At 56.9% G+C, this 16499-nt stretch carries 17 protein-coding genes and 1 pseudogene; all 18 read left to right on the top strand.

The window, feature by feature from the left end; genetic code table 11:
• Positions 1-13: 13 nt before the first annotated feature.
• Entirely contained in the window at positions 14-667 is a 654-nt protein-coding gene (locus Q0C48_RS05580) for a DedA family protein (protein WP_291522306.1), read from the top strand.
• A gap of 209 nt (positions 668-876) precedes the next feature.
• A complete protein-coding gene (rpsB, locus tag Q0C48_RS05575; RefSeq protein WP_291522304.1) occupies positions 877-1629 on the top strand; it encodes a 30S ribosomal protein S2 in 753 nt (250 codons plus the stop codon).
• A gap of 27 nt (positions 1630-1656) precedes the next feature.
• Positions 1657-2535, top strand: a complete 879-nt coding sequence (gene tsf, locus Q0C48_RS05570; protein ID WP_291522302.1) for a translation elongation factor Ts — start codon at positions 1657-1659, stop codon at positions 2533-2535.
• Positions 2536-3261 (top strand): UMP kinase, encoded by a 726-nt coding sequence (pyrH, locus tag Q0C48_RS05565; protein WP_291522299.1) that lies wholly within the window; start codon positions 2536-2538, stop codon positions 3259-3261.
• Positions 3258-3818: a ribosome recycling factor gene (frr, locus tag Q0C48_RS05560; protein WP_291522297.1), complete on the top strand. Its 561-nt coding sequence runs from the start codon at positions 3258-3260 to the stop codon at positions 3816-3818. The genes pyrH and frr overlap by 4 nt, the downstream gene beginning before the upstream one ends.
• Before the next feature lie 4 nt (positions 3819-3822).
• Positions 3823-4584 carry a polyprenyl diphosphate synthase gene (gene uppS, locus Q0C48_RS05555; protein WP_291522294.1) on the top strand — a complete coding sequence of 254 codons (762 nt, stop codon included), beginning with the start codon at positions 3823-3825 and terminating at the stop codon, positions 4582-4584.
• Positions 4566-5378 carry a CDP-archaeol synthase gene (locus Q0C48_RS05550; RefSeq protein WP_291522292.1) on the top strand — a complete coding sequence of 271 codons (813 nt, stop codon included), beginning with the start codon at positions 4566-4568 and terminating at the stop codon, positions 5376-5378. Before uppS ends, Q0C48_RS05550 begins: the two co-directional genes overlap by 19 nt.
• Complete coding sequence (gene ispC, locus Q0C48_RS05545; RefSeq protein WP_291522290.1) at positions 5375-6550, top strand: 1-deoxy-D-xylulose-5-phosphate reductoisomerase; 1176 nt, start codon at positions 5375-5377, stop codon at positions 6548-6550. Before Q0C48_RS05550 ends, ispC begins: the two co-directional genes overlap by 4 nt.
• A gap of 15 nt (positions 6551-6565) precedes the next feature.
• The gene (gene rseP, locus Q0C48_RS05540; protein WP_291522288.1) at positions 6566-7924 is read left to right on the top strand and encodes an RIP metalloprotease RseP; all 1359 of its coding nucleotides are present in this window, start codon (positions 6566-6568) and stop codon (positions 7922-7924) included.
• Positions 7921-10251 carry an outer membrane protein assembly factor BamA gene (gene bamA / locus Q0C48_RS05535; protein WP_291522284.1) on the top strand — a complete coding sequence of 777 codons (2331 nt, stop codon included), beginning with the start codon at positions 7921-7923 and terminating at the stop codon, positions 10249-10251. The genes rseP and bamA overlap by 4 nt, the downstream gene beginning before the upstream one ends.
• Positions 10252-10268: 17 nt before the next feature.
• Positions 10269-10805 carry an OmpH family outer membrane protein gene (locus Q0C48_RS05530; protein WP_291522282.1) on the top strand — a complete coding sequence of 179 codons (537 nt, stop codon included), beginning with the start codon at positions 10269-10271 and terminating at the stop codon, positions 10803-10805.
• Between the two features lies 1 nt (position 10806).
• Positions 10807-11868, top strand: coding sequence for a UDP-3-O-(3-hydroxymyristoyl)glucosamine N-acyltransferase (gene lpxD / locus Q0C48_RS05525; protein ID WP_291522280.1), 1062 nt, complete (start codon positions 10807-10809; stop codon positions 11866-11868).
• Positions 11861-12307, top strand: a complete 447-nt coding sequence (fabZ, locus tag Q0C48_RS05520) for a 3-hydroxyacyl-ACP dehydratase FabZ (RefSeq protein ID WP_291522278.1) — start codon at positions 11861-11863, stop codon at positions 12305-12307. Before lpxD ends, fabZ begins: the two co-directional genes overlap by 8 nt.
• A complete protein-coding gene (gene lpxA, locus Q0C48_RS05515) occupies positions 12304-13086 on the top strand; it encodes an acyl-ACP--UDP-N-acetylglucosamine O-acyltransferase (protein ID WP_291522276.1) in 783 nt (260 codons plus the stop codon). Before fabZ ends, lpxA begins: the two co-directional genes overlap by 4 nt.
• Positions 13083-14024, top strand: a complete 942-nt coding sequence (locus Q0C48_RS05510; protein WP_291522274.1) for a Gfo/Idh/MocA family oxidoreductase — start codon at positions 13083-13085, stop codon at positions 14022-14024. Before lpxA ends, Q0C48_RS05510 begins: the two co-directional genes overlap by 4 nt.
• 45 nt (positions 14025-14069) lie before the next feature.
• Positions 14070-15179: a DegT/DnrJ/EryC1/StrS aminotransferase family protein gene (locus Q0C48_RS05505; RefSeq protein WP_291522272.1), complete on the top strand. Its 1110-nt coding sequence runs from the start codon at positions 14070-14072 to the stop codon at positions 15177-15179.
• Positions 15180-15183: 4 nt separating this feature from the next.
• Entirely contained in the window at positions 15184-16311 is a 1128-nt protein-coding gene (gene lpxB / locus Q0C48_RS05500) for a lipid-A-disaccharide synthase (protein ID WP_291522269.1), read from the top strand.
• A 13-nt stretch (positions 16312-16324) separates the two neighbouring features.
• A pseudogene (locus tag Q0C48_RS05495) lies at positions 16325-16499 on the top strand (ribonuclease HII); the annotation flags it as partial.

Raw genomic sequence — 16499 nt, 5'->3', positions numbered from 1 at the left:
AGCACCTTTGCTATTGTTGCGCTTGCCGGAGCTGCTTCCGGCAGAAGGGGAGGACGCAACCATTGATGTGATCAACGAGGTGCTGAGCTGGTTGCATCTTCAACCTATTACGTTAGTGGTGATTATTGCCTTCCTGCGCCAGTATGGTTACTGGATCCTTTTTGTTGGCACCCTGCTGGAAGGGGAGGCTGTGGTGATTGTTGCCGGTGCCTTGGCGCATGCCGGCGTCCTGGATCTTCCCATGGTGATATTTATCTCCTGGCTGGGCAGCACCCTAAACGATCAGGTGCTTTACCAACTCGGTTATCGTTATGGCGAACGCCTGCTGAATATCCTGCCGCGCTTTCTGCGCCGCCATGTGAACCAGGCAGAGGATATGATTCGCCGCTTTGGTGACTGGGTGACGCTGCTCTTCCGGTTCATCTATGGCACCCGCACCATCACTCCTATTCTGCTGGGGGTCCATCGCTATCCAGCGCGGCGTTATCTGTGGATGAACCCGGCTGCCGCGGCGGTGTGGGCGGCGTCCATCGCCGGGATTGGCTATGGCCTCGGCGCCTCGCTACAGAGCCTGTTGCAAGGCGTTCAGCATGTGCAGATCGTGCTGCTGCTAGTGTTAATTGTGGGGGCGGGGGTGTACTGGTGGTGGCATGGGCACAGTAAATGACGCGCGGTGGCCGCATCACGAAGGGAAAAACAGCCATTTCAGGCCATCTGAACTTTACTGCGATTTGCCAGAGAGCCCGGTTTTATGCTAAAACGCGCTGGGCTTCGGCCTAATACTCACACGCACCGATACAGGTCAGCCGGGTGTCCGCGAGGATGGCTGCCTGGGGCGCGTGGCGGATCATAACCCTTGAAAACTGGAGAAACCCTATGAGCAGCAATGTAACCATGCGCGCCCTGCTGGAAGCCGGCGTCCACTTTGGTCATCAATCCCGTTACTGGCATCCGAAGATGGCGCCGTATCTCTTTGGTGAGCGTAACCGCATTCACATCATCAACCTTGAGCACACCCTGCCGATGCTGCGCACCGCGCTGAGTTTTATCGAGCAGATTTCCCGCAAGCATGGCCGTGTCCTTTTTGTCGGCACCAAGCGCCAGGCGCGTGAGGCGGTCGAGCAGGAAGCCCGCCGCAGCGGCGCCTTCTTTGTCAACCAGCGCTGGTTGGGTGGTACCCTGACCAATTTCAAGACCATCCGTCAGTCCATTCGTCGTCTTGATGAATTAGATCAGATGGCGGCCGACGGCACCATGGACAAGCTGACGAAGAAAGAAGTGCTCACCCTGACCCGCGAGCGCGACAAGCTGGAGCGCAGTCTCGGTGGTATCAAGGACATGAGCGGTCTGCCGGACGCCATCTTTGTGATTGATGTCGGTCATGAAAACATTGCCGTGCTGGAAGCCCGCAAACTGGGTATTCCGGTGATCGGCGTGGTAGACAGCAACTGTGATCCGTTGCTCATTGACTATCCCATCCCCGGTAATGATGACGCCACCCGTGCTATCCGTTTGTATGCCGCGTTGGTGGCCGATGCCATTCTTGATGGCCGTCACGGTGGGGAATCTGCGCTGCTCGACGAATTTGTCGAGGTGGACGAAGAAACGATCGAAATCGACGCCGACTAAAACATTCACCAGAACCAAGGAGCATTCATGGCTATCAGTGCACAACAGGTCAAAGAACTGCGCGAGCGCACCGGCGCCGGCATGATGGAATGTAAAACGGTGCTGACCGAAGCCGATGGTGATTTGGAGGCTGCTATCGACCTCCTGCGCGCGCGTGGTCTGGCCAAGGCCGACAAAAAGGCGAGTCGGGTAGCTGCGGAGGGGGTCATTGTCACCGCCCTCAGTGGCGACCAGAAGCGGGGCATAGTGCTCGAAGTGAACTGTGAAACCGATTTTGTCGCCAAAAATGAAGATTTCCTGGCGCTGGCGAAAGATTGTGCTGAGCAGGCTCTGGCGCAGGGGTTCAAGGAAGCGGACGCCTTACTGGCCGACGCGGAAGTGGAAGAACGCCGCAAGGGGCTGGTCAGCAAACTCGGCGAGAACATCAGCCTGCGCCGCCTGCAGCATCTGCAGGTCAAAGAGGGTGTGGTCGGCGCGTATATTCATGGCAGCCGCATCGGTGTGCTCGTGGCTCTGGAGGGCCAGGCGGCTACCAATGAACTTGGTCGCGATGTGGCCATGCATGTGGCGGCGGCACGTCCCGAGGTGATTCACCCCAGCCAGGTTTCTCCTGAGCGTCTGGCCCGTGAGAAAGAAATTCTCATTGCGCAGGCGGCAGACAGTGGTAAGCCCGCCGACATCATTGAGAAGATGATCTCCGGACGCCTGAACAAATTGCTCAACGAAATCGCCCTCACCGGGCAGCCCTTCGTCAAGGATCCTGATCGCAGTGTCGGTCAACTGGTGCAGGGATTCCCAGATGTCGAGGTGCTGGAGTTTGTGCGTTTCGAGGTGGGTGAGGGGATTGAGAAGGCCCCCACCGCGGATTTTGCCACCGAGGTTATGGCACAAGTCCGGGGGTCCTGAATGACTGCGCCCGTGTATTCCCGCATCCTCCTCAAACTCAGCGGGGAGGCACTCATGGGCGAGGGCCAGTATGGCGTGGACCGTGATGTCGTGCAGCGTATGGCACGGGAAATAAAGGACGTTTCTGATACCGGAGTACAGGTCGCTATCGTGATTGGTGGCGGCAATATCTTCCGGGGTATGGCCAAGGCGGCCGAAGGTATGGACCGCGCTACCGCCGACTACATGGGTATGCTGGCGACGGTCATGAATGCGCTCGCAGTGCAGGATGCCCTGGAACATCTGGGTTTGCCGACCCGGGTGCTGTCGGCGCTGCATATTGAGCAAGTGGCGGAGCCCTATATCCGGCGGCGGGCTATCCGTCATCTGGAGAAGGGGCGGGTCGTGATTTTTGGTGCCGGTACCGGTAACCCCTTTTTCACTACCGACACGGCGGCCAGTCTGCGCGCTGTGGAGATCAATGCCGAGGTAGTGCTTAAGGGAACCAAGGTCGATGGCGTTTACACCGATGATCCGGTTACCCACCCTGAGGCCATGCGCTACCGGGAACTGTCCTATAGTCAGGTGCTAGAGCAGAATCTGCAGGTCATGGACGCAACGGCCATCACCCTTTGCCGCGATAACGACATGCCGATCATCGTTTTTTCCATCAATAAATCCGGCGCTTTGATGCGGGTGATGCTGGGTGAAGAGGAAGGCACTTCGGTGCGCAGAGAGATTGCATGAGTATTCAAGAGGTTAAAAAGAACTCCGAAACTCGGATGAAGAAGAGCATTGAATCTCTGAAGGGAGAGCTCACCCGGCTGCGGACGGGCCGGGCCAGTGCCGGGCTGCTTGACCATGTGCAACTGGACTATTATGGGGCGCCGACGCCCTTGGCGCAGGTCGCTTCGGTCTCGGTCGCCGATGCCCGGTCGCTGCTTGTCACACCGTGGGAAAAGAATCTGATTCCCAAGATTGATAAGGCGATCCGCGATGCCGGCCTGGGCCTAAATCCAGTGGCAGGTTCGGATAATGTGCGGGTTCCGCTGCCGGCGCTCTCCGAAGAACGCCGCAAGGAAATGGTCAAAGTGGTCCGGCAGGAGGGTGAGGGTGCGCGTGTAGCTATTCGCAACATCCGTCGCGACAGCATTTCTCAGGTTAAAGAACTGCACAAACAGAAAACCATCTCGGAAGATGAAGAACGGCGCGCCGAGGAAGAATTTCAGAAGCTGACGGACCGCTTTATCGACGAAGTGGACGCGGTGGTGGAGGCGAAGGAAGCTGACCTCATGGAGGTCTGATCTCATGTCTTCCGCTGACGAAAGCTTGCCTGCTATGCCACGCCACATTGCCGTCATTATGGATGGCAATGGCCGCTGGGCTTACCGTCAGCACTTGCCGCGGGTGGCTGGCCATCGGCGCGGTGCGGAAGTGGTGCGGGAAATGGTGCAATCCTGCGTGGATCTCGGCATTCCCTACCTGACGCTTTTTGCCTTCAGCACCGAGAATTGGCGGCGTCCGGTCCTCGAAGTGCGTTTGTTGATGAATCTCTTCCGTCTTTTGTTACGGCGAGAAGCCCGTAAACTCCATGAGAATGGCGTTCGCTTGTGCATTATCGGCGATCGCAGTGCATTGGACCGTGATATACGCCAGCTCGTCGAAGAGGCTGAGGCGCTTACCCGTAACAATAGGCGACTCCAGCTCAATCTTGCGGTGAATTACGGCGGACATTGGGATATTGCGCAGGCAGCACGTGCCGCCATGGCGGCAGTGCTGGCGGGAGAACTCGCCCTTGAAGACTTCTCTGAGGCACATATTGCCCGGTATCTCTGCCTGGCAGACATTCCCGAGCCCGACCTGTTGATTCGTACCGGTGGCGAGGAGCGCATCAGTAATTTCCTGGTTTGGCAGTTGGCTTACACCGAGTTTTATTTCAGTGATACGCTTTGGCCGGATTTTGACCGTACGGCCTTGGAGTACGCCCTGCAATCTTTCGCGCATCGGCAACGGCGCTTCGGACGGACGGGCGATCAAGTTCTGGAGGACGATTGCTCCGCCAGCGACTGATTACCGCCTCCTTGTTATTCCTGCTGGTTCTTGTGCTGATTTTTTGGGCGCCTTTCTGGGTTTTTCTTGTTTTCCTCATGCTGCTGACGTTCCTGGCAGGACGGGAGTGGGGTCATCTCAGTCTGATAGTCTGGCCAAACGGGTTGGCCCTGCTATTGGCAGCGCTGCTTCCGATGCTCATCCTCTCGCAGCATCTTCCCTGGTCTGCGCTGGCACAGGGCAGCGTGATCTGGTGGGCGCTGCTCGCGGCGTTGCTGATGCTGATGCCGCCATCGCTGTTACGCGAGGCCGCGGCCTGGCAGCGCCCGGTGAGCGCTATGACGGTGTTTCCTGTGCTTTTACCTGCACTGCTGTTCAGTCTGTCCTTGCAGCAGCGTGCCCCACAGTTTTTGTTATGGGTGATTCTGGTCATCAGCGCGGATGATGTGGGTGCGATGACTTTTGGTAAAATCTGGGGGCGTCATCGATTAGTACCACGCATCAGCCCTGGCAAGACCTGGGAGGGCTTGCTGGGCGGCTTGCTTGCCAGCGCCATTATGGGCACACTGGGCGCTTGGGTGTGGATAGGTGCGGCAGTCCAGAGCCTTCTTTCCGGCGCTGTTTTGGGCTTGCTTACGGGCGCTTTCGCGGTCTTGGGAGATCTTTCCGAGAGTTTTCTAAAACGCCGCGCCGATTGCAAAGATAGTGGCCAGTTGTTGCCAGGGCATGGTGGCCTGCTGGATCGCTTGGACAGCATGAGTGCGGGCATTCCGGCGTTTGTAGCCGGACTTTATTATCTGGGTTGGTGGAAATGACACGAGGCATCTGCATACTCGGGGCTACAGGCTCCATCGGCAAGAGCACCCTGGATGTGGTATCGCGTCACTCCGATCAATTCCGGATCGTTGCGCTCACGGGTAATCACCGTGTCGCAGAGATGCAGGTGCTGTGCGAGCAGCATCATCCTGAGTTGGTGGTGATGGTCGCTCCGGAAGCCGCGCAGCAGTTGCGCGTCGCCCTGCGTGATGCGGGCCTGAAGCATATCTGTGTGGAAAGCGGCCGGGAAGCGCTGGCAGAGGCAGCGCGTATGCCAGGTGTCGATGAAGTGATGGCGGCTATTGTGGGTGCCGCCGGTTTGTTACCGACCCTGGCGGCGGTGGAGTCTGGCAAAAAAGTCTATTTAGCCAACAAAGAATGTCTGGTGATGGCGGGTAGTCTGTTCATGGAGCAGGTGCGGCATCACCGGGTGACACTGCTCCCCATCGACAGTGAGCACAATGCCGTATTCCAGTGCTTTGCCGAAGGCAAAGGCGTGCGCCGCATTCTGCTGACGGCTTCCGGGGGACCTTTCCGGACCTGGCCCGTGGAACGCCTGGCGTCCGTAACACCGGATCAGGCCTGCGCACATCCCAACTGGGTCATGGGCCGGAAAATTTCCGTAGACTCCGCGACCATGATGAATAAGGGTCTGGAGGTCATCGAAGCGCATTGGCTCTTTAATCTCCCCGCATCCCAGATTGATGTACTGATCCACCCGCAGAGCATCATCCATTCCATGGTGGAATATGTGGATGGCTCCGTGCTGGCGCAATTGGGTAACCCCGATATGCGCACCCCCATTGCCCATGCCCTGGCCTATCCGGAGCGCATGGAAAGTGGGGTTTCTTCGCTGGACCTGACACGCGGGCCGAACTTGCAGTTTGAAGAACCCGATTTGCAGCGGTTCCCCTGTCTGGCGCTGGCCTTTAACGCCCTGCGGGCGGGTGGAGCCGCAGCGACTGTGCTGAATGCGGCTAATGAGGTGGCGGTGCAGACCTTCCTGGATGGCGCCCTGCCATTCTCGCGTATTGCGGCCGTTGTTGAAGACACACTCAGCGAATTACAGCCTGCTGCCCCGGATCATCTGGATGCGGTGCTGGCCATCGATCAGTGCGCACGGGAAGCCGCAGTCCGCCATCTTAGCCGGCATAGATCGGGTATGCAGTGACGTTCCTGAGAGCAAATGCAGATTCTTGAGACCATAGGGGCCTTTATTCTGGCTATCGGCATCCTCGTGCTGATCCACGAATCTGGTCATTTTGCGGTCGCCAAATGGATGGGCGTTAAGGTGCTTAGGTTTAGTATAGGCTTTGGGCCGACCCTGATCAGTCGCCGTTGGGGGCGGGATCAGACGGAGTATGTGATTGCCGCACTACCCCTGGGCGGCTACGTTCAAATGCTTGGCGAACAGAGTGGTGAGCCAGTCCCGGCCGAAGACAGTAAACGGGCCTTTGATAACCTTGCGCCCGGTAAACGCTTTTTGATTGCCTTGGCGGGACCGATGGCCAATCTCCTGTTTGCCATAGTGGCTTATGCGGGAGTGGCATGGCTCGGTATCCCGGGATTGGCACCCATCGTCGGTCTGGTACAGGATCATTCCCTTGCGGCTCAGGCGCAATTGCATCCGGGCGAACGTATCACGATGCTCGACGGGCGGCCTGTCTATACCTGGGAAGATATGCGTATGGGGCTCCTCTCAGCAGCGGTTGCACGCACCCCGGTGACCCTGCAGACGATGCGCAGTGACGGTGCTCAGGCGACCCACGTGCTGTCTCTGCAGACGCTTACCGCTGACACGGTGGGGCCAGACTTTATCAGTAAAGTCATTGGAATGGAGCCCTACCTGCCCGCCGTCATCGGTGCCGTAGAGCCGCATAGCCCGGCACAACTGGCCGGGTTGCGGGCAGGGGACCGCATTGTCGCCATGGATGGTCATCCGATTCCCAGTTGGGAGAGTCTGGCCCGGCATGTCGAGTCGCACCCCGATAAAGTCATCCAGTTGCGCTATCTGACAGCACAAGGGCTTACAAAAGCCGTAAGTCTCACCCCGCAGATGTTTCTGGACAAGGCCGGAAAGCCGGTAGGCCGCATCGGCGTCATCATGGCACCCTTGCCCAAAAATTTGATCGTCCTGCGCGAGCGAGGCCCTCTGGAGGGCCTGATCTATGGGGTGCGAACGACTTGGCAGATGTCGCTCATGACCGTCGAGATGATCATGCGGATGGTGCAGGGTTTTGTATCTCCGGATAATATCAGCGGTCCGATTGCCATCGCGGAATTTGCCGGGCAGTCTGCACAAGCCGGCCTGGCGCCATTTTTATCTTTTCTGGGGCTGATCAGCATCAGTTTGGGAGTGCTTAATCTTCTGCCCATTCCGATTCTGGATGGGGGCCACTTGGTGTTTTATGCCGTGGAGATGGTGCGTGGTAAACCACTCCCTGCGGCGGTGGTGCAAAAAGCGCAGCAGATCGGTATAGTGCTGCTTCTGATGCTCATGTCCTTCGCCTTCTACAATGATATTATGAGATTGTTGACACCGTGAAAAAATTCAGCCTCAGTTCGGCCTCCCCCATTCTCCTCGCTGCCAGTGTGGCTTGTGTTACCGCCGCCTGGGCGGCACCAGCCTGGGCATTTACGCCCTTTACAGTCAGGAATATAGAAATTCGTGGGCTGGAGCATATCGCGCCTGGTACGGTTTACAACTACCTGCCCATCCATATTGGCGAGCAGGTGGATGACCAGAAGGCCCAGCAGGCCATCAAGGATCTCTATTCCACGGGATTCTTCAAGAATGTGACCATTGCCCGTTCTGGCGACAATCTGCTGGTCATCGTGCAAGAGCGGCCCATCATCTCCAGTATCAAGATGGAGGGCATCAAGGCTTTTTCCAAAAGCGATGTGAACGGCACGCTCAAGGGTGTCGGCCTAGTGGACAGGCACATCTTTAATCGTTCGATCCTCGATCAGGTGGTGCATGGTCTGCAGGAACAGTATGAAGGCATGGGCTATTACAATGCCAAGATTCATGCGCGAGTAGAAAAGTTGCCGCGTAACCGGGTAGCCATCCATATTGACGCGAAGGAAGGTGAGCAAGCGACCATCAAGCAGGTGACCATTGTTGGTAATCATGCCTTCACTGAAAGTCGTCTGCGCGGTCTTTTCAGTATCGGTGCGCCGGATGCTTTTTCCTTCTTTACCAAAAATGATCGTTATTCGCGTGAAAAACTTATGCAGGGTCTGGAGAAACTCCATAACTATTATCTGGATCGCGGTTATCTGAATTTTGATGTCGAGTCCACCCAGGTACAAGTGTCTCCAGATCGACGCTTTGTCTATATCACTGTCAATGTGAACGAAGGGGATCTCTATCATATCCAATCGGTAGGTCTGAGTGGTGATTTAGTCGTACCGAAGCCGGAACTGGAAAAACTGGTGGAGATCAAGCCGGGACAAGTGTTTTCCCGAGCCAAAATCAACGACACCAATAGCGCTATTGCAGATAAGCTGGGAGACTTGGGCTACGCTTTTGCCAATACCACGCCGGTGCCTAAAGTGGATGAAAAAACCCACGAAGTGGCTCTGACCTTTGCGGTGGATCCTGGTCGCAAGGTCTATATTCGCCGCATTGAGATCACCGGTAATGATAAAAGCCGGGACTATGTGGTACGGCGTCAATTCCGGCAGATGGAGGGCGCACTTTATGATGGTGCGCTGATCCGACGCTCCAAGCTGCGTCTGCAGCAAACGGGTTTTTATGACAAGATTGATACCAAAACCATACCGGTTCCTGGGCATCCAGATCAACTGGATCTGGATGTCCATGTGAGCGAAAGGCCTACGGGCAGTTTTAGTATCGGTGTCGGCTACTCCAATGCCCAGGGTATCTTGTTCAACGGTTCGATCAGTCAGAACAACTTTATGGGTACGGGTAACGCCCTGTCGTTCTCGGCGAATGTGGGCGGCCTGGGGACGGCATACAATCTCTCCTTTACAGACCCGTATTTTACGCCGGACGGCATCAGTCTCGGCTTCAGCTTATATCGGAACAACACCAATCTTTCCATTCTGTCCGTAGCCCCTTATCAGGAAATTGATTACGGCGGAACCGCCACGCTGGGTATCCCGGTGATGCAGTATGTCTATGATTATATGTCGTTGGGCTTTAGTAACACGACGATTAATCTGTTTACCAATCCACCAGCAATTTACCAGAACTACGTCAATACATTTGGTAGTACGGCCACGGCGTTGACGGTTGGGAATGACCTGACTTACGACAGCCGGAATTCCCCGATATTTCCCACTAAAGGCTTTTACGGAAGTCTGGCGCTGAAGGCGGCGGTGCCCCCCGCGAAGCTACGCTGGTACAAGGCGGAGATTAAGGCGGACTACTATCATCCCATCACTTCCTGGTTAACGGGTGGGTTGAGCGGGCGCTATGGCTTTATCAACGGTTATGGTGGCCTAAATGTACCATTCTTTAATAACTACTACCTGGGTGGTCCGACCACCCTGCCGGGTTATCAGACCTATTCGTTAGGACCACAGGTAGGTGGCTATCCTGTGGGCGGCACTCGCGAGTTACTGTTTAATGCCAGTTTGTATTTCCCGCTTCCTGGCCTCGCAGACAATAACAATTTCCGGATGTCCCTATTTACGGCCAGTGGATGGGTTTATGGGGTCAATGCAGATGGCTCTTCGTCAAATAATTATTTTCCGAATTTAGGTCAAATGCGGACGACGGCGGGTGTCGGGTTCCTGTGGATCAGCCCGATGGGACCGCTACGCCTGTCTGTCGCCGTACCGCTCAACAAGCAACCGAACGATTTGACCCAGCCCTTGCAGTTCACCGTGGGTAATAACTTTTAATGGTGCGGTGTTAGGGTATGAATTGGCAACTGCGTATTGGGATCGTTCTTCTATTGATGCTAACTTCGGCGGTGGCGTGGGCAGACCCGCTGAAGATCGGCTTTGTGGATCTCGACCGCGCTTTGCGCGAATTGCCTGAGGCGCAGGCCGGTGCGATCAGCCTCAACAAACAGGTAGAAGCGAAGCAGAAGGAAATCGAGGCCAGGCGGCAACAGGTCGACACCTTTCAAAAGACCCTGGAAAAAGATTTTCCGCATCTGACCAATGCACAAAGACAGGAACGAGAGGCGCAGTTGCAAAGTATGATTCTCAATTTGCAGCAGTTCCAGCGACAGGCCCAGGATGGTTTGAACTATCAACGTAATCAGATTCTGAAAAATATACAGGATCAATTGGTCAAAGTGGTGAGCAGGATTGGGCGCGCCGGGCATTATACGGTCATCCTCAATGATAAATCTGTGCTTTATGTCAATGGCGCCATTGATATTACCTCGCAGGTGGTGGCAGCGATGGCGAATAAACCAGTTCCAGTTCAGTCGGCTGGCGGTAAATAGCGTGGCGCGTGGCTTGTATCTCCTCGGTGATCTTGCGCAAGTGGCTGGCGCCCAATTGCGTGGCGATGCGGGGTATCAGATTAGTGCAGTGGCACCGCTCAATACGGCCGACAGTGGGGAGCTCACTTTTTATCAGGACCCGCATTTGCGAACTCTGTTAAAAGCGAGTAAGGCAGGAGCTGTGGTTATTACTCCGCAGGATGCGGAGAATTTTTCCGGGAACTGTCTGTTGACGGACAATCCCTACGCGGCATTTGCGCGGATTATGCAGTACATCTATCCGCAGGGCGCCCTTCAGCCTGGACTGCATCATACCGCACAACTGGCGCGAGACGCGCAGGTGGATCCTGATTCCCGCATTGATGCCTACGTGCAGATAGAGGCTGGAGCGGTGATCGCGGCAGGTGTCTGGCTGGAGGCCGGCACCTTTATCGGTGCGGGCGCGGAGGTGGGACGTGGGTCACATCTTTATCCCGGTGTTAAAGTTTATGCGGGCTGCAAGTTGGGTGCCGATTGCATCATCCATGCGGGCGCAGTGATTGGTGCCGATGGTTTTGGTTTTGCCGAGGCAGGTGGCCGGTTTCTGAAGATACCGCAGGTGGGTCGTGTACTTATTGGAAATGACGTGGAGATTGGTGCCAACTCCTGCATTGACCGCGGCGCACTGGCAGACACGGTGATTGAAGATGGGGTAAAGATAGACAATCTGGTGCAGATCGGGCACAACGTCCAGATCGGCGCGCATACGGTTGTTGCCGGACAGACAGGTATTGCGGGAAGTTCGCGGGTTGGCCGTCATTGCCGTATTGGTGGTCAGGTAGGGATTAGCGGTCACATAGAAATTGCCGATGGCTGTATGATCGCTGGACAGAGCGCTGTGACTCATTCTTTGCGTCGTGCCGGTGTTTATTCAGGGGTGATCCCTGCACAGGAAGTGAACCGCTGGAGACGTGTCGTCGCGCGTCTCGACGGGCTGGATGCACTGTTCCGTCGGGTGAAGCGAATCGAGCGTAAAGTCGGGCAGGATTTATCTACAAACGGGGAGCCGTCTGATCGTGAATGAGCTGAATATTCAGGATATTCTTAAACGCTTGCCACATCGCTATCCATTTCTGCTGGTGGATCGGGTGGTTGAAATAGAGATTGGGAAGCGTTTACGTGCTTTGAAAAATGTCACCATGAATGAGCCGCATTTTCAGGGGCATTTCCCAGGATTTCCGGTTATGCCAGGTGTCCTCATCATTGAAGCGCTCGCCCAGGCGGCGGCCCTTCTCGCCTTTGTTTCCGAAGACAAGTATGGCGAGAATGCAGCGGTTTATTTTGCCGGGATCGATAAGGCACGTTTCCGCAAGCCGGTGACGCCCGGCGATCAGCTGGAACTCATCGCCAATGTGAGCCGCCGGCGTTCCGGTATGTGGCAGATGGAAACGGTGGCGCTGGTTAATGGCGCGGAAGTGGCCTCTGCGCTGCTGATGGCGACGCTACGCGAGCATGCCCAATGATCGCACAGATTCATCCGCAGGCCATCGTCGATCCCTTGGCACGGATCGGCGATGATTGCGTAATCGGGCCTTTTGCGGTCATTGGTGCAGAGGTGGAAATCGGCGATCACTGTCAAATTGGTGCGCATGCAGTGATTGAGGGTCCCAGCCGCTTGGGAACCCATAACCATATCTTTCAGTTTGCATCTGTCGGCACTGCTCCGCAGGACCTTGGCTACACAGGTGAACCTACTGCGCTCGAAATCGGCTCGTACAATACGATACGTGAGTTTGTGACCATCAATCGTGGCACCGTGAAAGGTGGTGGAATAACGCGGATTGGTCATCACAACCTCCTCATGGCTTACTGCCATGTGGCGCACGACTGTTGTATTGGCGATCAGGTGGTGATGGCCAATGCAGCAACGCTCGCCGGCCATGTTAGTGTCGAAGATCACGCCATCCTCGGCGGCCTGTCGGCGGTGCATCAGTATGCGCGGGTGGGGGCTCACGCGATTCTCGGCGGCGGTACCATGGCACCCCTGGACATCCCGCCGTATATGATGGCGGCAGGTAATCATGCCAGTTTGCATGGCATTAACGTGCGCGGTCTGGCCCGGCGCGGGATTTCCCGGGAGACCATTTTGCAGATTAAGCGCGCCTATCGCCTGTTGTTTCGCTCAGGGCGGCGCCTGGAAGACGCGATGGATGAAGTGCTGCAGCGCGGACTGACTGCTCCAGAGGTGGCCTACCTTTTGGATTTTATTCGTAATACGCATCGCGGAATTACCCGACCATGATCAATATACGAACCGGCGTTATTGGTGTCGGCCATCTTGGCCGCTTTCATGCGCAGAAATATGCCGCAATCTCACAACTGGCAGGTGTTTTTGACGAGAATGGGGAACGGGCCACGGAGGTTGCCGCCGAATTGGGGTGCCGTGCTTTTTCCAGCGTTGGTGCATTACTGGCTGAAGTGGATGCTGTGTCCATTGCCACTCCCACCTCTACCCACTTCGCGGCAGCGGAAGCGGCCATGCAGGCCGGTGTACACTGCCTGGTCGAAAAGCCGTTTACCCTGGATACCGAAGAAGCGGACGCGCTGATCGGCATGGCACAGGAGCGCCATCTGGTGCTGGCGGTTGGTCACATCAAAAGGGTACATCCGGCTATTCAGCATTTGCGGCGGGCTGGCTACGGAGCGCCCCGCTACCTGGAGGCAGAGCGCTTGGCGCCTTTCAAGCCACGCTCGCTGGATATCGACGTGATCATGGATCTGATGATTCACGATCTGGACCTGACTTTACTGCTGACTGGCGCCGAACCCGTGGACGTGCGCGCCGTGGGTGTCGCGGCAGTAACGGACAAGGCGGATATGGCCAATGCCTGGATGACGCTGAACAATGGCACCGTGGCCAACCTGGCGGCCTCCCGGGTAGTGCGGGAGCCAGCGCGGCGCATGCGTATCTTTTGGCAGGATCGTTATGCCTCGGTGGATTTTCTCAACAACACCCTGCATATCTACCATCGCGGTGCGGGAACAGTGCCGGGAATTCCCGGTGTGCGTGATGAGGCCGTGGAGTTACCCAAACGGGATGCCTTGGCGGCGGAGATTGAGGATTTTCTGAGCGCCATCGTAGCGCACCGGCCGGTGTTTTGTGATGGCATCGCGGGTCGGCGGGTGCTGGCGGCGGCGCTGCAGGTGCGGATAGCCGTGGAGGCTTTTCTGCAGCATTGAGCGTAATGCCGGTGCAGGTTTTGACTTTTTTTTGGACGGTGATGCATGACTCAAAATATAACAATTCCCATGGTCGATTTGCGCGCGCACTTTGCGCCGCTGCGGGATGAGATTCTGACGGGGATAGGGAAAATTCTGGACGATGCCAGTTTTATCCTGGGAAATCATGGACGTGCGTTGGAGACGGAGCTGGCATGCCTCTCCGGTGTTGCCCATGGTGTGGGCTGCGCTTCCGGTACGGATGCCCTGATGCTGGCCCTGCGTGCCCTGGAAATCGGGCCCGGCGACGAGGTGATCGTCCCCACCTTTACGTTCATTGCGACTGCGGAAGCCGTGCTTTATGTGGGTGCTACGCCGGTCTTTGTAGATGTGGATGATCGTTTTTACGCCATGACCGTAGCCGGTATCGAGGCCGCCATTACGTCGCGGACCAAAGCGATCATCCCCGTACATCTCTACGGCTTGCCCGCGGATATGCCCGCCATCATGGCGCTCGCTCAGAAGCATGGTTTACGGGTGGTTGAGGATTGTGCTCAGGCCATTGGTGCCGAAATTAACGGACAGGGGGTGGGCAGTTTTGGCGATATCGGCTGTTTTTCTTTCTTCCCCAGCAAAAATCTCGGTGCTGCCGGAGATGGTGGCATGGTGGTGACGGCGGATGCGGAGCTGGAACGTAAACTGCGCGGACTGCGCAACCATGGTTCCTGGCAGACCTACCACCATGACGTGTTGGGCTATAACAGCCGCCTCGACGAAATGCAGGCGGTGATTCTGCGGGCGGAGTTCCCGCATCTGGCGGCCTATAACACCGGACGGCGGCAGGCGGCAGGGTGGTACGCCGAGCATCTGGCGGGTCTCGACCTGCAATTGCCGGAATCTCCAGCAGGTTATCACCACGTATTCCATCAGTTTACGATTCAGTTGAACGCGCGGGATGCGGTGAAGGCCGCCCTCCATGCTGAAGGCATTGCCAGCGCCATTTATTATCCAATTCCAGGACATCAGCAGAAGATGTTTGCGCACCAGGCCCACGCCCATTGTCCGGTGGCAGAACGTCTGGCGGAGCGGGTACTCTCGTTGCCCATGTTTCCGGAACTGCGTGAGGAGCAGATTGCCAGGATCGCTACCGTGATCCGTCGCACCCTGCACGGCTAAGGCCTTGAGCAAGGCCTTTATCCTCGCGGTAGAGCGTTCCGGCGAAAATCTCGGGCTGGAAATCATGGCGAATGCAGCGCAGGCCGGACTCGATCTGCAATGGTCGGGGGTGGTTGGATCCCGCCTGCAGGCAACGGGAGTGGAAAACATTGCCGATGGTGAAGTGCTGGCGATGATCGGGTTGGTCGAAGTCCTGCGACACTACAGCCGCCTGCGCAGGCTCTATGGGCAGATTCGGCAGCATCTGCAGACGGAACGACCGGATTGTGTGGTGCTGATTGACCATCCGGCTTTCAATCTGCACATCGCCAAGATGGCTAAAAAGCTGGGTATTCGGGTGCTCTACGTGGTGGGTCCACAGATCTGGGCCTGGCGCTCGCAGCGGATTCATCAGATCAAGCGCGTGGTGGACCACATGCTGGTTCTTTTTCCCTTTGAGGTGCCCATTTATGCACAGGCGGGGGTGCCGGTGCATGTGCTGGCACATCCTCTGTTGGCGCAGACTGCAGCAGCGCCAAATCGGGAAAACGCGCGGGCAAGGCTGAACATGGCGGCAGATGGCCAGGTGCTTGCGCTTTTACCCGGGAGTCGACGTGGTGAGCTGGAACGGCTGGCGTTGCGTTATGCCGAAACGGCGCGACGTTTGCGCGAACAAATGCCGGATCTGCGGATTCTGGTGGCCTTGGCCAGGGAGGAGTTACGCCCCCTCTGGGAGCGGCTCTGGAAACAGGGTGCCGGGCCGGAAGATGCACGGCTGGTGGTCGCTCAGACGCAAACTGTGCTAGCGGCCGCTGATGTGGTGCTGGTCGCCTCCGGTACCGCCACACTGGAAACCGCACTCATGCAGCGCCCGGCAGTGGTCGTCTATATTTTGAACGCTCTCACTTTTGCTTTCGTCCGAAGACTGGTGAAGACCCCTTTCGTGGCCATGCCCAATATTCTGCTCAAAGAGGCCGTATACCCGGAATTCCTGCAGGATGCCTTCGTGCCCGCCCAGGTGGCCGGTGCATTGGCGGCGCTTTTGGGTCCGGCGGGCTCCGAACAGGTGGCGAAATTGCAAAAACTGCGCGGTCTGCTGGAAGGTAATCCTCCCGAGCAATTGCAGCAGGTACTCCGCGAGATGCTGGCGTGAAGCCGGTGAATCCGTGAAAAGCGCGCCAATCCTCGAACACTGGGGTCCCCGGTGTGCGGGCGTGGACGAAGCCGGGCGGGGGCCCCTGGCGGGGCCGCTGGTGGCTGCGGCGGTGATTCTGCGCGCACCCCTTTATGGTCTGGATGATTCCAAGAAAATGACGGCGGCTGCACGGGCGCATTGGGCCG

Origin of the sequence: Acidithiobacillus sp. (assembly GCF_023255755.1) — a bacterium.
Taxonomy (GTDB): domain Bacteria; phylum Pseudomonadota; class Gammaproteobacteria; order Acidithiobacillales; family Acidithiobacillaceae; genus Acidithiobacillus.
Note: the sequence above shows the minus strand (reverse complement) of the source record. Positions and strands in the feature narration are given on the sequence as shown.

Bases quoted from the DNA above. Each gene is read 5' to 3' on its own strand.
- Q0C48_RS05530 (WP_291522282.1), top strand. From the start codon at position 10,269: ATGAATTGGCAACTGCGTATTGGGATCGTTCTTCTATTGATGCTAACT.
- tsf (WP_291522302.1), top strand. From the start codon at position 1,657: ATGGCTATCAGTGCACAACAGGTCAAAGAACTGCGCGAGCGCACCGGC.
- Q0C48_RS05510 (WP_291522274.1), top strand. From the start codon at position 13,083: ATGATCAATATACGAACCGGCGTTATTGGTGTCGGCCATCTTGGCCGC.
- pyrH (WP_291522299.1), top strand. From the start codon at position 2,536: ATGACTGCGCCCGTGTATTCCCGCATCCTCCTCAAACTCAGCGGGGAG.
- frr (WP_291522297.1), top strand. From the start codon at position 3,258: ATGAGTATTCAAGAGGTTAAAAAGAACTCCGAAACTCGGATGAAGAAG.
- rpsB (WP_291522304.1), top strand. From the start codon at position 877: ATGAGCAGCAATGTAACCATGCGCGCCCTGCTGGAAGCCGGCGTCCAC.
- rseP (WP_291522288.1), top strand. From the start codon at position 6,566: ATGCAGATTCTTGAGACCATAGGGGCCTTTATTCTGGCTATCGGCATC.
- ispC (WP_291522290.1), top strand. From the start codon at position 5,375: ATGACACGAGGCATCTGCATACTCGGGGCTACAGGCTCCATCGGCAAG.
- Q0C48_RS05505 (WP_291522272.1), top strand. From the start codon at position 14,070: ATGACTCAAAATATAACAATTCCCATGGTCGATTTGCGCGCGCACTTT.
- uppS (WP_291522294.1), top strand. From the start codon at position 3,823: ATGTCTTCCGCTGACGAAAGCTTGCCTGCTATGCCACGCCACATTGCC.
- lpxA (WP_291522276.1), top strand. From the start codon at position 12,304: ATGATCGCACAGATTCATCCGCAGGCCATCGTCGATCCCTTGGCACGG.